16 protein-coding genes and 1 other RNA gene are annotated in these 14323 nt (G+C 32.5%); all 17 read right to left on the bottom strand.

Annotated features, from left to right (window positions below; translation table 11 throughout):
* Nucleotide 1 precedes the first annotated feature (1 nt).
* Nucleotides 2-391, bottom strand: a complete 390-nt coding sequence (locus tag F5ESL0225_RS02785; protein WP_122047806.1) for an SdpI family protein — start codon at nucleotides 389-391, stop codon at nucleotides 2-4.
* A gap of 25 nt (nucleotides 392-416) precedes the next feature.
* Complete coding sequence (locus tag F5ESL0225_RS02780) at nucleotides 417-1385, bottom strand: type I phosphomannose isomerase catalytic subunit (RefSeq protein ID WP_122024572.1); 969 nt, start codon at nucleotides 1383-1385, stop codon at nucleotides 417-419.
* A gap of 220 nt (nucleotides 1386-1605) precedes the next feature.
* Nucleotides 1606-2316, bottom strand: a complete 711-nt coding sequence (locus tag F5ESL0225_RS02775; RefSeq protein ID WP_122024571.1) for a hypothetical protein — start codon at nucleotides 2314-2316, stop codon at nucleotides 1606-1608.
* A gap of 530 nt (nucleotides 2317-2846) precedes the next feature.
* Nucleotides 2847-3212: a transfer-messenger RNA gene (gene ssrA / locus F5ESL0225_RS02770) on the bottom strand.
* 54 nt (nucleotides 3213-3266) lie between these two features.
* Complete coding sequence (locus tag F5ESL0225_RS02765) at nucleotides 3267-4079, bottom strand: Cof-type HAD-IIB family hydrolase (protein ID WP_122021524.1); 813 nt, start codon at nucleotides 4077-4079, stop codon at nucleotides 3267-3269.
* Between the two features lie 307 nt (nucleotides 4080-4386).
* Nucleotides 4387-4860, bottom strand: coding sequence for an HIT family protein (locus F5ESL0225_RS02760; protein ID WP_122021523.1), 474 nt, complete (start codon nucleotides 4858-4860; stop codon nucleotides 4387-4389).
* 33 nt (nucleotides 4861-4893) lie between these two features.
* Nucleotides 4894-6078, bottom strand: coding sequence for an acetate/propionate family kinase (locus F5ESL0225_RS02755; protein ID WP_122021522.1), 1185 nt, complete (start codon nucleotides 6076-6078; stop codon nucleotides 4894-4896).
* 44 nt (nucleotides 6079-6122) lie between these two features.
* The gene (locus F5ESL0225_RS02750) at nucleotides 6123-7124 is read right to left on the bottom strand and encodes a class I SAM-dependent methyltransferase (protein ID WP_122047805.1); all 1002 of its coding nucleotides are present in this window, start codon (nucleotides 7122-7124) and stop codon (nucleotides 6123-6125) included.
* Between the two features lie 169 nt (nucleotides 7125-7293).
* Complete coding sequence (locus F5ESL0225_RS02745) at nucleotides 7294-7803, bottom strand: ComGF family competence protein (protein WP_158592378.1); 510 nt, start codon at nucleotides 7801-7803, stop codon at nucleotides 7294-7296.
* Nucleotides 7790-8035, bottom strand: a complete 246-nt coding sequence (locus F5ESL0225_RS02740; RefSeq protein ID WP_147440866.1) for a hypothetical protein — start codon at nucleotides 8033-8035, stop codon at nucleotides 7790-7792. Before F5ESL0225_RS02740 ends, F5ESL0225_RS02745 begins: the two co-directional genes overlap by 14 nt.
* A 19-nt stretch (nucleotides 8036-8054) precedes the next feature.
* Nucleotides 8055-8495 (bottom strand): hypothetical protein, encoded by a 441-nt coding sequence (locus F5ESL0225_RS02735; RefSeq protein ID WP_122024565.1) that lies wholly within the window; start codon nucleotides 8493-8495, stop codon nucleotides 8055-8057.
* Complete coding sequence (comGC, locus tag F5ESL0225_RS02730; RefSeq protein ID WP_122021518.1) at nucleotides 8467-8817, bottom strand: competence type IV pilus major pilin ComGC; 351 nt, start codon at nucleotides 8815-8817, stop codon at nucleotides 8467-8469. Before comGC ends, F5ESL0225_RS02735 begins: the two co-directional genes overlap by 29 nt.
* Before the next feature lie 11 nt (nucleotides 8818-8828).
* Complete coding sequence (locus F5ESL0225_RS02725) at nucleotides 8829-9833, bottom strand: type II secretion system F family protein (RefSeq protein ID WP_122047804.1); 1005 nt, start codon at nucleotides 9831-9833, stop codon at nucleotides 8829-8831.
* A complete protein-coding gene (gene comGA / locus F5ESL0225_RS02720; RefSeq protein ID WP_122047803.1) occupies nucleotides 9799-10773 on the bottom strand; it encodes a competence type IV pilus ATPase ComGA in 975 nt (324 codons plus the stop codon). Before comGA ends, F5ESL0225_RS02725 begins: the two co-directional genes overlap by 35 nt.
* Nucleotides 10774-10959: 186 nt before the next feature.
* Nucleotides 10960-12366 (bottom strand): C4-dicarboxylate transporter DcuC, encoded by a 1407-nt coding sequence (gene dcuC, locus F5ESL0225_RS02715; RefSeq protein WP_122047802.1) that lies wholly within the window; start codon nucleotides 12364-12366, stop codon nucleotides 10960-10962.
* A gap of 11 nt (nucleotides 12367-12377) precedes the next feature.
* Nucleotides 12378-13298: a nucleoside hydrolase gene (locus F5ESL0225_RS02710; RefSeq protein WP_122024562.1), complete on the bottom strand. Its 921-nt coding sequence runs from the start codon at nucleotides 13296-13298 to the stop codon at nucleotides 12378-12380.
* A gap of 268 nt (nucleotides 13299-13566) precedes the next feature.
* On the bottom strand, nucleotides 13567-14292 hold the full coding sequence (locus tag F5ESL0225_RS02705; RefSeq protein ID WP_090093156.1) for a YebC/PmpR family DNA-binding transcriptional regulator: 726 nt from the start codon (nucleotides 14290-14292) through the stop codon (nucleotides 13567-13569).
* Nucleotides 14293-14323: the final 31 nt, after the last annotated feature.

The raw sequence follows: 14323 nt of genomic DNA, 5'->3' as shown, positions 1-14323 counted from the left end.
TCTACTTTTTGAATCCTTTAGTTTTCTTACTTTTTACTTGATCAGGATCTATATAATCTGAAGGTAATTCATGACGCTTAAGTAAAAAGCTTTTTACACTCTTCTCCGTTAAAATAATTGAAAATAACGGAAAAAAATAAAAGGTAAGTAACCAAATAAAAAAGTACCTATCCAAATTTAAAAAATGTATTCCCAGACCGAACATGGTTTGTGCTACACCAAATATAATAAAAAACATACTGGCTTTTTTTTGAGCAAAACGAAAACTAGCTTTATTGACTCGTGACAAGTATGAATAATAACCGTAAAAAGGGTTAGGTCGTTTTGCTGGAGAAATTAACCAAAGTATACCTATAACTAGTGTAATTGAGCCGCATGCGACATAAATCATACTTTTGTCCTCTCTTTGTTAAGAATTAAATTTCTTTTCCAGGAGCAGAAAGCACCATTTTCATTTTACCGGCAAAAGTAAATGAAGCTGTTTTATTGGGAATAATTAAATTGCTACCCATAGATAAATCATACTTTTTATCATCTAGTACAAGCTGTCCTGTTCCCGCGATAACTGTTACTAATAAATAAGGATGGCCTTTAAGATTACTTGTCCAACTTCCATTTAAATTTATTTGCCATAAATAAAAATATGGTGAAACCGGTGGTGCAACTAAAGTTTTAATTTCTGCATCTTGATCATTAGCGACTTTAATATCAAGTTTAGGATTAATATGAGGTACTGTTGTAACATCAATTGACTTTTGCGTATGTAGCTCCCGCTTTTTACCTGATTTTTGATCAATACGATCATAATCATATAAGCGGTAAGTCACATCGCTTGATTGTTGTGTTTCAATTACCATAATTCCTTTGGTTAAGGCATGAATCGTTCCCGAAGGTACATAGAAAAAATCTCCTGCTTTAACTGGGACTTTGCACAGGAGCTGGTCCCAATTTTCATTATGAATCATATCCGCAAGCTCTGCACGTGTCTTAGCAGTATGACCATAAATCAAATAAGCACCTGGATCAGCTTGAAGAACATACCAACTTTCTGTTTTACCACTATCCCCCTCAACTTGCCTGGCATAGTCATTATTAGGGTGGACTTGTACCGATAAATTATCATTTGCATCTAAAAATTTGACCAAAAGGGGAAATTCCTTATTCTGTGGATTTCCAAAAAGGTCAGGATGCTCATGATACACAGCACGTAAACTTTGCCCCTTAAACTTACCATTAATTACAGTCGAAGCGTTATTTTTATAACCTGATATAACCCAAGCTTCGCCAACTTTGCCGTTAGGAATGTCATAATCAAAAATTGTCTCTAATTTCCGTCCACCCCAAATTTTGGGTCTAAAATATGGATTTAAAAAAATTGGTTCCATCTATAATCACCTCTTACTTTAAGTGTAAACTTTTATTCCAAAAATTTAAAACCATTATTTATAATTTAAAAATTAAAAATAAATAACAGTTTACATGTATACTGTTTATAACCATTAATAGTTGGCGGAAAGATATTTTAGTAAAAACTTTAAAAGATTATTTTTAAAAAATCTACTTTAAAGCTTACAAGTCACTTTATTTATTCCACTTTATTACTTATTAATCCTTAATTATCAGTGTTTCTTGTTTATATACTTTTCTTATTTCTTTATCTAAAATATCATAGTCTGTATCTAATTTATTAATATGTTGGCTGATTTCTTCTAGATGTTTCTTATTTTTGACATCAAGTTTTTCTGTTGCTTTTTTTGGTATTTTAGACTCAATAAATTCAATCAATAATAAATCATTTACTTTAAAATTTAGTAATTCTTTATTAATATCCTTTAAATCAATTTTATTTTCAAAATCTGTTATATAAAAAATGTTATTTGCCTTTTGTACAAAAAAATCTAAATCTGTCACTATTTTTTTGATTTTATCAAACTCTAATTTAGCATAACTTGTTCTCTTGGTATTTATCACTGCTTGAATTTTTGCACTTTTGAATTCTTGATTTACTATATCGGAATAATCAATTAAAGAAAATAATCTTTTCATCCGATCCAGTTTAATGGCATTGTCTAAGTCATTTTGTTTACTTTGCTCTAACTGTAATTTTAGATTTTCCGATTGCTCTTTACTACTAACTTGTGTGTTAATGTACGCAAAGGCAATTGTAATTATGCTGCCAAGATATGAACCCCAAAAACTGAGCCAATCTGTCCTTTGCTTAGAGTTACCAATAATTAAAAATAAAATGCCTGGGATTGTTATAAAAGTACATAAAGCTAATATTAACCATTTATTTTTTTGATAAAATTTTTTCACTTTATTCACCTCAAAGCAATCATACAAAAAACTGATTCTGATAGCCAGCTTGGTAGTTGTAAATAAAAAATAAATTTTTATTTACCTGCGTGCGAAATGATAGTATCGTAATAACCTGCACACATTTATTAAAATATATAAAATCGTATTTTGATTTCTGCTACTGGAATTTCTATTTTAGACAGTTGACTCATGCAAAAAGCTGCATTGGTACAAGATAGGCAAAGCAAAGAGTCAACTATTGATATTCCTGTAGCAATTCGCAAGTAGAAAGGTTCAGCCAGCGAAGGCTTGGCCTAAATTAATGAAGTATGACTATCATTCAGGACAAACACCCTTTAAGAATTTGTTATCAAACTGGTTGCTTAAAACCTTTGTATATTACATACAAAAGACCTATTCCTTGACCTTAAGGTTAACAAAAACCCGACAAATTGTTAGCGTTCGTGATGAAATTTAAAAAGTCAGTGAACATTGGGCGAATTTGCACACAGAAAAAGCTTGTAACATAAATAGTTACAAGCTTTTTAAAATGGAGGTGAGGAGAATTGAACTCCTGTCCAAACGCATCCTGTCACTAACATCTACGATTATAGTTATATTATTTGAACTTCACTAGTCCAAAACGCCATATAACAGGGCTAGAATGGGCTAGCTAATCTGCAATGACTCTTCTTAACTATTCAGATGAGGTAGTTAAACGTAACTCACTAAGTTGATACTTGATACCAGACGTGAGTAATCCGATAAAAAGCAACACATGTGCCTAAATTAGGCAGCTAATGCGTATGAATTTTCTTTATTTGCAGTTATAAAACTGTGACGTTTTTACGTAGACGTGACCTACGAACCGCAGTTAATGCAAATCTACGCCTGTCGAATCCCAAAACACCCCCGCTTTAGGATACCATTATTATAGCATACATCTTATTAACTGCTAATAGTTAGATCTATTTAGATAAAACAAATTTATTGAATGCTTGCTCAATGCCGTTTTCATCATTTGATCCTGTCACATAGTCTGCATATTCTTTAGCTGCTGCTGATCCATTAGCCATTACTACCGAAATACCTGCAAAATTAAACATTGGTATATCATTGCGTTCATCACCAATTGCCATAATTTCATTTGCAGAAATATTTAATTTCTTTGATAAAATTTTTAAAGCATTACCTTTATTAACATCTTGATGCATTACTTCTAAAAAATTATCGGCAGCCCGAACAACATAATTTTTTTGCCCAAATTTTTTAATTATTTCTTTTTCTACTTGGTCTAATTTGTCTTTTTCATCAGCAAACACTGCTTTAATAACCTGAGCAGTTTCACCTAATTCCGTCGGTGTCCTAATTAAAAGACCAGCTCGATTTTCCCAAGCTTGAACAACTGTAACCCAACTAACATTGTGATTACTCGTAATAATTTGACTATCAGCATCAACAATATTATATGCAATATCGTGTTTATTAGAATATCGATCAATTTCTTTATAGGTTGAAAATTCTAATCCAGATTCGGCTAATTTTCTCCCAGTAACTGATTCGATTACAGCCCCGTTAAAGGTAATAACATATTGATTATCTGTAGTAATTCCTAATTCAGCTAAAAAGTGCTTAACACCAGCTAATGGTCTACCTGAACAAAGAACAACTTTAACTTGTTGACTAATTGCGCGCTTAATAACTGTTTTAGTTGATTCAAGTAGTACTCCATGGCTATTCAACAATGTATCGTCAACGTCAATTGCTACTAGTCTTATCATTTTCCCTATACTTTCTTCATTAAAAATAGTTCTTGACTGCTTTTCTTAATCAGCCTTATTCTTTTTATCATGGTCATATTTATATTAAATTATTATTGTTAATTACCATACCGACATAATTATATCATTCATAAACCAATCGTTTTTTATAAATATATTATTATCTATGTATATATCAAAATAAAAAGCCATTAAAAATTATTAACGACCTTTATTATATATTAAATTGTTAAAAATTGCTTGTTTAATAATTATTTCAGCTAATTCGAATAATTATTACCTAGCTATGCAACAATATACAGCAACATTAATTACTATCAGTATTATCCCCTATTTTTGCTATTAAATATCGGGTTATCGCCGCTTTTAACTCACCATGTTTTTGAGAATTATATTGATACTTCTTCTCAGTCCAATACTTCGTATTATATAGCCAAACTGGTTTAGTACGTTTAACTGGATCTTCAAATTTATATCTTGGAAAAACATGTGCATGTAAAAATTTATCAGTATTACCTAAAATATCATAATTAATTCGATCGGCATGACAAACGTCTAAAACGGCATCTCCTAATATGCTCATATCCCGTAAAAACATTGTTCTTTCCACAATGTTTAATTCATTTAAAGATGCAACATTCTTTTTTGGTAACAGTACACAATAACCAGGTAAAAATTGGGTATCACCGAAAGTAGCATAACCACCCTCTAATTCGACCATAACCATTGGATTAGTTCCATTTATTGCTGCCGCAATTCGATCTTTTTGCCAATTGTCCATATAAAAATTCCATATTTATATAATAAATTGTACCTAATTCAAATGGGCTAAACGAACAACATCACGTTCAATCATTAATTCTTCATCAGTTGGAATAATTAGCGCTTTTATCTTTGAATCAGGTTTTGAAATAAACTTCTCACCATTTGATTTGTTTGCTTCATAATCAGGATCTAAACCCATAAATTCAAATGACTGCATTACTTTTTCTCTAACGCCAGCATCGTGTTCACCTACTCCAGCGGTAAAGATAATTGCGTCAACACCTTCCATTTCAGTAATATATGAACCAACATATTGTCTAACTCTATTAACAAAAATATCACGAGCTAACTTTGCTTTATCATCTGAATCATTTTCTAGGTCACGCATGTCAGAAGAAATTTCAGAAATTCCTAATAACCCTGATTTGTCATTTAAAATATCAATCATCTGATTAATATCCAGATTTTCCTTATTCATTATGTATTGTAAAACTGATGCATCAACATCACCTGAACGTGTCCCCATAGTAACTCCTGCAAGCGGGGTAAAGCCCATTGAAGTATCATATGACTTGCCATTTTTCACAGCAGTCACAGAGGCACCTGACCCTAAATGACAAACAATTAACTTTAAATCCACACGATCTTTATTTAACATTTCTGCAGCGCGACCAACAATATATCTTACTGACGTACCATGAGCACCATATTTACGTACGCCATATTTTTCATAATACTTATAAGGAAGTGAATACATATAATGAACTGAATCTAATGTTTGATGGAACGACGTATCAAATACGCCAACTTCTGGGACATTAGGAAGCAATTTCATGAAGGCTTCTATTCCTTTTCCTTCAGCAACATTGTGCAGGGGTGCATATTCTTTTAAATCATAGATTTTTTGTAATTTTTCTTGATCAATTATGGCTGAATCAGGAAAATCTTCCCCACCTGCAACAATTCGATGACCTACACCGACAATCTCGTCTAGATCAGTAACAACTTGATATTTCTTTAATGCTGCCAGTAACAAGTTAACTGCAGACTCTTGATCTGGAATAGAGACTTCATCAGTATGCTTTTCGCCATTTGGTAATTTAATTTCAAAAGAAGAGCCCTCAATGCCAACTCTATCAGCAATTCCTTCCGCCAATACTTGTTCTTCGGGAAGGGCAAATAACTTATACTTGAATGAAGAACTACCTGAGTTAATTGCTAAAACTTTTTTCATAAATGAGATTCCTCCACTACACATACTTTTGACTTTTTCACAAATTAATGAATATTTTTAGTATACCACTCATTTAGGTTAACATTAAGCTTTATTAAGTCTTCTTCCTTTTTTAATGAGTCCAATTTTGTGAGCAAAACTTCACTATTTTGAACATTATTACCATGATTTTGAAACACTAAAATCGATTTTTGATTTGTCTTATTTTGGAATACACTATCTGGCAACTCAATAATTGCTCTTAAAAAGACCTTATCTGATAGCCATGGCATAAAGTCACTGCCACCTTTGCCAGTAAGGATTGCTTTAGGAACCACGAGGAAAGCATAGCCACCAGCTTTTAAATTTTTAATAATTTGTTCAATAAATAAAAGATGAGCAAACGAATGACCCTTTTCCGCTTTAGTTGCAAAATTATTAGCATTCTCGTCAATTGGATAATACCCTATTGGCAAATCCGCTACAACAACATCTGGATTGGTAAATAACCATGGCGTTAAAGCATCTTGACAGTATAATTCGATGTCAAGCCTATTTAAATGGGCACCAATATCAGCAAAGCTAAGCATTTCTTCATCATTGTCGATTCCCAGTAAGTGATAGTTCATCTTAGAATGATTTGCATGCTTTAACTGATTAATTACCGAAAACAACAAATTTCCTGTTCCAATTGCTGGATCAGCAATTGTTATTCTTTTGTCAGGTAGCAATTTTTGCATAAGCATTGCTACTATTGTTGCAACTATTGGTGGTGTTGGCATTTGATTAATCTCTAAAGCATCTTCGTTTACTGCCTTGAGTATTAAATAAGTATATACTTGTACCTTTAATTGTTGTGACAATTTATCATAATTTAACTTTTTATACTTTTGACTTAATTTTACAACAGTCGCTTTATCCGGAGCGCCAAGTTCAACCTTAATTTGATTATTTTCAAGATTATCAAAGGTTTCAGTCAAAGCTTCACCAAAAGATACATTTAATGCTTTTTGTAAGTATTCTACACAATTCAAAAAATTTTCAAATAACTCTTCAATATTATTCATCACTTATTCCCCTTATCTTTTATCCATTTTAATAGAATTAAGGCAACAAGCGCAAGTAAATCAATTATTTACCAAGTATTCAATTAATAATAAATCATTTTGCATGCTATCATGATATATATCCTGATAAAAGCGAATAAAAAGTAAACAGGTTGCTAAGACAAAAACACTACTGAGCAGAGTACTGGCTTTTACTTTCATTTTTTTGTCTCCCTCTTTCTTTTATTTTTGATTTAGCATCTAATTTAAAATATATTTCTGTACTACGATTATCTTTTTCTGTAATGCTTATTTTAATATGATTATTCGTGGTAACAAAATTAGCTTTTTTAACTTCAAGTAAAAGTGGCATATGACCACCATCTGGAGTAGTGACACGTACCATATTTTTATAAAAATTCAATTTATATATCTTTGATTTATTATCACGATCAACCTTTACTATCCCAGCTTGCTTAGAAGTCGATATTTCTGGAAAAGGATATGCTAGTTCCGTATCATCATCATGTAAAAAACGATTGAATTGAACATAAGCAAAAACCACATCATCAGTTTTATGGTCAGCCTTGTCAGAAAGCATGATAGTTTTTAATAAGTTTTGTAAAATCAAGACTATTAAAAGTGTGATTATGACAGCAAACATGGCCTCAGCTAATACAAAGCCTTTATTTCTTGACAAGATAAGTTTCTTGACTTGTCTTATCATATACACTACTAGCACCTCGCAATTCATAAACTCGATCATGAACTTTAACTTCTTTTAGATCGAGTTTTTTTAAAATATGCCAGGCATAGGCTCGATCAGTTTTTAACTCCATCCTTTGTTCTATGCTTCGACCTTCCCCTATAACTAACGCCATTAATGATACACCAGCAATAGCAATAGCTAAGGCGGTTATACCCTCAGCCATTAAAAAACCTTTTAGCTTATTAAGTATCATCGATTGGTCGCCCCCAAGTCATTTGTAACTTAATTTTTCTAATATTTTTATGATTTGTAATCGTTATTGTGTGAGCTGGTAGCGAGCCATTGGGTGATATTTGCAATAAAGTCAGATTATATATTTCTATATCATTAGCAACCTTTAGTTCTCGGTAATATTTTTTACCAATTAAAATGAGACTTTTGGATACTGGATAATATCTAATAATAATGGCTTGATGCCGAATAGCCGAGATCCGTGCCGCTTGTTCAATCGAGCTTTTAACTTCCTTAGTTGTATTATCTAAAATCAATCTTTGATTATAGGTTTTGAGCTGAACTACTCCTAATAAAGTTAAAGTAAGAGTTATAGTCAAAGTAATAATTATTTCAACAATAGTAAAAGCAGGTAAGCTATTTCTAATTCGAATTCTTTTCAACCACACCATTAGATACCACATAATTTTTAGCTTTATCAAGTTGCTTCTTGGTCAAATAGCCATCGTCAAACATATTTTTAAAATTTATTTCTTTACCATTACGATCTTTATCATCTTCATAAAGATTAACTTGTGTTTGTAAAGTAGTTTTAAAAGCATCATCAGTTCTTTCACTGGCACTTTCTTTTTGCTTAGTTAAATTAGGAGCAATTATAATTAATAGCATCACAATAATTGCAATAACTACTACCATTTCAATTAAAGTAAAGCCTTGAGGCTTCTCAGCCTTAGTAATAATAGCTAAAAGATGTTTTTTAATTCTGTTTTTCATTACAATTCACCTCAAATATTTTGCATCATTGCATACATTGGCAACAATAGTTTTAAATACATCCCAATAATACATAATCCAATTAGAATAAAGCAGAATGGTTGGACATTAACAATCAATTTCTCAATACCACTTGTTAAATCTGAAAATAAAGTACGTCCCAATAAAAGGCAACGTTGGCTCAAATCTGCTTTTTTTGATCCTACCCGCAATAACAATAATAATTCATCGGGTAAGAAATATTCCTGGACAATTATGTCCGCTAGTTTTTTACCAGAATCGAGCTGACTAGCTATTTTCTCACCTATAAACTGCTGAAGCGAGCCTTGCTCTTGATTTTCAGCATACTCACATATTTTTTGTAAAGAAAACCCACTTGCCAACAGAAGTCCTACATCGTAAATTAATAAATATTTTACATAGAGTTTAACTAACGAACCAATGACTGGGTAATGAGCTAATTTATATAAAGAATGGTAATCTTGCTTTTTTAATAACATTAAGACTCGTATCAGATAATAAACAAAGCCCAAGCTTAAGAATAATAGCCCTAACAGCATGAGATCACCTATGTGTTCATCAGAATTAGCAAACTGGCTTGAAACGAAAGTTTGCATAAAAAATAACAATAAAATCATCATTACTACTAATACAAAAGGATAAGACAATTCCGTCTTCAGTTTCTTTTCTTGTTCACATTTTAAGCGATTTAGTGTAGCTAACTGCGACAAGCATTCTACTAAACTGCCTTGTTCTAAAGCAAGATCAATTTGCGTTACTACTGTTTTTGAAAAACCAAGTTCCAGCATTAAATTACTTAATTTATTTCCTGCTTGAACTCTCTGATATAACTTATCAATTAAGTTCTTACGATTTGGCCATAAAATTGGCATTAATTCTAAGCTAGCATTTAATGAAAAACCATTAGCTAAACTATGATGTAAGTAATCAAGAAAATTTAATCGTTGCTCTTGTGTCAACTTATCCTTTCTTAAATTGTTCAAATACTTGCGCACTAATTTCACCCTTTTCTTTTAATTCACTTAGATTTTCATACCAGCTAATATATTCTTTACGCTTTTTACAAGTAAGCTGTTCTTGTAAGAATTCCCCACTAGCAATATCCATTAAACAAGATAAGTGATCCTTAGTCGGTAAGAGGCGCTGATAACAAACTGCTGTTATGCAATTATAAAGTTCATTAATATTGACATGTAGACTTTCAAGTCGCAGAATCGTTTGCAAAGTACTTTTAGCATGCACAGTTGCAAATACCAAATGTCCACTTAAAGCAGCATCAATCGCCAAGCGAGCAGTTTTTTCATTTCTTATCTCCCCAATAATTAAAATATCTGGGCGATGTCTTAACGCGGCTTCTAATAAACTTGAATATGTGATTTCAGCATTTAAATTAACCTGTGTTTGCAAAAAACTAGCTTCATGAATTTCGACAGGATCCTCTATTGTCATTACCATTTGCTTTTGCCCTACATATTTAGCCAATTTATACATTGTCGTAGTCTTACCTGAACCTGTGGGACCACTTGTAACTATTAAGCCGCGTTGATGTGTCAGTATTTTTAAATGTTCAATTTGATTTGGAAAAAAATAATTACTATGATCAATTTGATAAATAATTCTAATAACCAAAGATTCATAATCGTTAAAATCACCAATGCTTGATAAGCGCAAAAAATAATTTTCTCCTTGATAAGGATATTCGAATGCTCCTACCTGTGGTCGCCTATGTTCTGCAATATCCATTTGAGCTATAAATTTTAAATAATTAATAATCTCCATCCCTTCGTTAACCGTAAAATCAGCCTGGCTAGTAATTCCATCAGTAGTACGCAAGTTGACAACTAACTTTGTCCTACGCACCAAAAAAAATAGGTCACTAGCATGAGCTATAATTGCTGCTTCAATTAATGAGTTAACCACTTGCTTGATTTGCATAAAAACCTCCTTTTTTGTGTCAATATTAAATACGCAAAAAAGAAAAAATTGTTTGCCGAGATTATAATTTTTTAGCAGTGTATAAAATTGCTTAACCATATTCAAAAAATAATAAAAACGCAAATCACAGTAAGCTATGGTTTGCGTTCTTATTAAGATTTAATTTTTAAATTTCATTTACTTTATTTATAGTAGGCAAAATGATAAAACCAGCATGATCAAGACACCACTAATCATTGGTACAGCTGTACGACGGATAATTTGACCTGGTTCTAAATGTGTTGCTCCAGCCACAATTAAAATTACCGCAGCTACTGGTGAAACTGCCCGCAACAAATTACCAGCCAACTGTAGTGGTACTGCCAATTGCTGGGGCTCAATTCCGGCTGACTTGGCTAATGGAACAATCAGCGGAATAAGGGCAAAGGTAAGAGCTAGCCCACTACCACTTAATAGGACAATTATTGCGGTCAAGATTACCATTATTAATGGCAATAAAATTCCAGCACCATGAATATTAGTCATTAACTTTTGAATCATGGTCATAATTCCTACAGCATTTAACCCCTGTACATAAGTTTGAGCGGCAATTAACAAAACAACAATCCCCATGGCATTACCCATTCCCTTAATAAAGGCATTGGTATCGTTTAAAACTTGCTTGGTATCTTTTTTATTAATTAACTCAATTATAATCGCCACAATCCAACTAATAATAGTCACTGATTGCACGTTCATCGTTAAATTTCGACCTTGAGTAACATTAAAAATAAAATCTATTATTAAAATAATAATTGGCAATAAAGGTAGTAGCCCGTAAATAAAACGAACAAACTTACTGCCAACCACTTGGGTTTGTTGTTTATCATCATTTTTTAAACCATATTGAGCTAATTCTGCTTGATAACTAAGACCTTGACCATCTTTTTTATCCTCATGTTTTTGCCAAAAATAATGGACAATTGCCATTAACAATAAGGTTGGAATTGAAATTAAAGCATGATAACTAAATACGTATTGCGTTGCTGACATTTTTAAAGCTGCAGCAATTGCGACATTATCAGAGCCAAGTGGAGTGGGAATAATCGTTGCAGTAGTAGCAATTACAGCTGCAGCAGTTAATCGACTCATTCCAGTTGTCCGCAAAACTGGATATAGTGTCGCCAATAAGATAATTGCCAAGTTAGCAGCACTTGGAACTACCAAAGAGAGAATATTTCCCATTAGAAAAACAATTGGCACTAATAAGTATACTGATTTAATTCCTTTCATTGTCGAAGTTAAACCGCCAATGGTTACATTATTAGCTCCAATACAAGTCATATATGAACTATATCCAGCCAGTAGCAAAATAACAAATCCTGCTTGCGACAAAGTCGTTGTAAATTGATCAATAATCACTTGAATTGGCTGTAACAATTGATTGGCAACTGGCTGTAATAGGCTAATCTTATTCTCCATAAAGACGCCACAGTACAATAAAACTAACCCAAGTGCAAATAATACAATTTTGATATCCATTTTTTTAGATAACATGTAAACTAAAACTATTACTGACAATAGCGTCAAAATAATTGCAAAAAGCTGATTCATTTTATCTCTCCTTAGCAAGCCTTTTTTAGAGCATTTATAAACCACTCAATAAATTGGTCAACATCTACCTTAGTACCAATCAAAGCATTATTAGATTGTTGTAACTTATTATTAAAGTCCATTAAAGACGCGCCATAAGTAAATCCTGCTTGCGTCACTATTTCAACATGAGTTGCTACAAATTCAAACATATCTGGTTGTAGCAACATTGCAACTGCTAGCGCATCATAAATTTTTAATCCGGTCGCAAAACCACCTCCACGATAACGTTTAAATAAGCTATAAAACATTGCACCAACTTTACCTAGATTTTCGATTTTTTCACTAATTTCTGGTTGGATTTTTGCTTGCATCCCCAATTCTAACGGCGCCACACGAATTTTTAATCCACTTTCAAAAACAATTTTAGCTGCTTCGGGATCACTGGCAATATTAAATTCTGAAAAAACACCATAATTACCTCGACCAATACTACATCCCATAATTATTATTTCTTCAATTTGGTTAAAATCTTCAGGATAAAGACGGAGATATAAAGCAATATCAGTTAAAGGAGCTATTCCTACAAGTGTTACTTTATTTTTCGTTGCAGTCACAACTTCGTGAAATGCTACTGGGGCTATTTTATTTTCAAGAATAAGATCCCGATTAGGCTCAGGAAAGTCATAACCATCCATGCCCGATTTTCCATGAACTGCTACTGCATCAATTGGGTGCTTAATTAGTGCACGACTACAGCCTGGTACAACTGGAATTTCTTTTTTAAATAATGTTTCAAGCTTCAAAACATTATTTAAAGTTTGATCAACTCCAACATTTCCTGCAGCTGCAGCAATCAATTTAACATCCAATTGTTTGCTAAACAATAAAATTGCAATTGCCACAGCATCATCAATGCCAGGATCTGTACTCAAAATTATAGGTTTCTTCATTCAATAGCCTCCTTAGCCTTATAACTCATATTGTGAGCTTTTTATTAAAAAAACATAAATTTTCAACAATTGATATTTACGAATTATACCATGTATATTACGAATTATATTATAAAAATTTAAATAATTTACTTTTTTTCAAGCAAAAAGCGAACTATTATGTATAAAATGCAAAAATAAATCGTTTATACCTCAAATTAAGGTAATTTAAACAAAAAGACCTTGAGCAAATAATTGCTCAAGGTCTTTCTAACTTACTTAATTAATCCTATTCTTCACTAGCTGCTGTATAAACGTTCTGCACGTCATCATCATCTTCTAAAGCTTCAACCAGATTATCAAATTGTTCCTTCTTATCTTCTGGCACGGGAGTTGTATTTTCTGGAATCATAGTTAATTCAGCATCAGCCAGCTTATAACCTGCCTTTTCCAGAGCATCCCTAACTTGGGCAAACTGCTTAGCATCAGTATAGATTTCGTAAGCTTCAGCACTAGTTTGTAAATCTTCACCACCAGCATCCATAACATCAAGTAACATCTGATCTTCATCAGCATCAGTAGTTGTGCGATCAATTACAATATAACCCTTACGGTTAAACATGTAGGCAACTGAACCTGTTGCACCAAGTGAACCACCATTACGCGTGAAAGCTACTCTTACACTAGAAGCTGTCCTATTCTTGTTATCAGTTAAAGCTTCAACAAAAACAGCAACACCACCTGGCGCATAACCTTCATAGGTAATTTCATCATAGTGCTCATCTGAATTACCTTCAGCCTTTTTAAGTGCGCGGTCAATATTGGTCTTAGGCATATTATTTGCATGTGCCTTATCCATTACCATCCGCAAATTAGGATTTCCGGAAGGGTCAGGACCACCATTCTTTGCAGCCATATATATTTCACGAGATAATTTTTGAAAAATCTTACCTCTTTTTGCGTCTTGCGCATTCTTGCGGCCTTGAATATTGTGCCATTTTGAATGTCCTGACATGAGAATCCTTCTTTCTTTTTCATCATATTTA

Origin of the sequence: Lactobacillus sp. ESL0225 (assembly GCF_003692905.1) — a bacterium.
Lineage (GTDB): Bacteria > Bacillota > Bacilli > Lactobacillales > Lactobacillaceae > Lactobacillus > Lactobacillus bombicola.
This window is presented reverse-complemented; position numbering and strand designations above follow the sequence as displayed.

What these genes read in the sequence shown, in the direction of transcription:
- F5ESL0225_RS02705 (WP_090093156.1), bottom strand. Translation starts at nt 14,292, where the DNA reads ATGTCAGGACATTCAAAATGGCACAATATTCAAGGCCGCAAGAATGCG.
- F5ESL0225_RS02755 (WP_122021522.1), bottom strand. Translation starts at nt 6,078, where the DNA reads ATGAAAAAAGTTTTAGCAATTAACTCAGGTAGTTCTTCATTCAAGTAT.
- F5ESL0225_RS02710 (WP_122024562.1), bottom strand. Translation starts at nt 13,298, where the DNA reads ATGAAGAAACCTATAATTTTGAGTACAGATCCTGGCATTGATGATGCT.
- F5ESL0225_RS02740 (WP_147440866.1), bottom strand. Translation starts at nt 8,035, where the DNA reads ATGGCTGAGGGTATAACCGCCTTAGCTATTGCTATTGCTGGTGTATCA.
- F5ESL0225_RS02760 (WP_122021523.1), bottom strand. Translation starts at nt 4,860, where the DNA reads ATGGACAATTGGCAAAAAGATCGAATTGCGGCAGCAATAAATGGAACT.
- comGA (WP_122047803.1), bottom strand. Translation starts at nt 10,773, where the DNA reads ATGCAAATCAAGCAAGTGGTTAACTCATTAATTGAAGCAGCAATTATA.
- F5ESL0225_RS02785 (WP_122047806.1), bottom strand. Translation starts at nt 391, where the DNA reads ATGATTTATGTCGCATGCGGCTCAATTACACTAGTTATAGGTATACTT.
- F5ESL0225_RS02750 (WP_122047805.1), bottom strand. Translation starts at nt 7,124, where the DNA reads ATGAATAATATTGAAGAGTTATTTGAAAATTTTTTGAATTGTGTAGAA.
- comGC (WP_122021518.1), bottom strand. Translation starts at nt 8,817, where the DNA reads ATGAAAAACAGAATTAAAAAACATCTTTTAGCTATTATTACTAAGGCT.
- F5ESL0225_RS02765 (WP_122021524.1), bottom strand. Translation starts at nt 4,079, where the DNA reads ATGATAAGACTAGTAGCAATTGACGTTGACGATACATTGTTGAATAGC.
- F5ESL0225_RS02735 (WP_122024565.1), bottom strand. Translation starts at nt 8,495, where the DNA reads ATGGTGTGGTTGAAAAGAATTCGAATTAGAAATAGCTTACCTGCTTTT.
- F5ESL0225_RS02780 (WP_122024572.1), bottom strand. Translation starts at nt 1,385, where the DNA reads ATGGAACCAATTTTTTTAAATCCATATTTTAGACCCAAAATTTGGGGT.
- dcuC (WP_122047802.1), bottom strand. Translation starts at nt 12,366, where the DNA reads ATGAATCAGCTTTTTGCAATTATTTTGACGCTATTGTCAGTAATAGTT.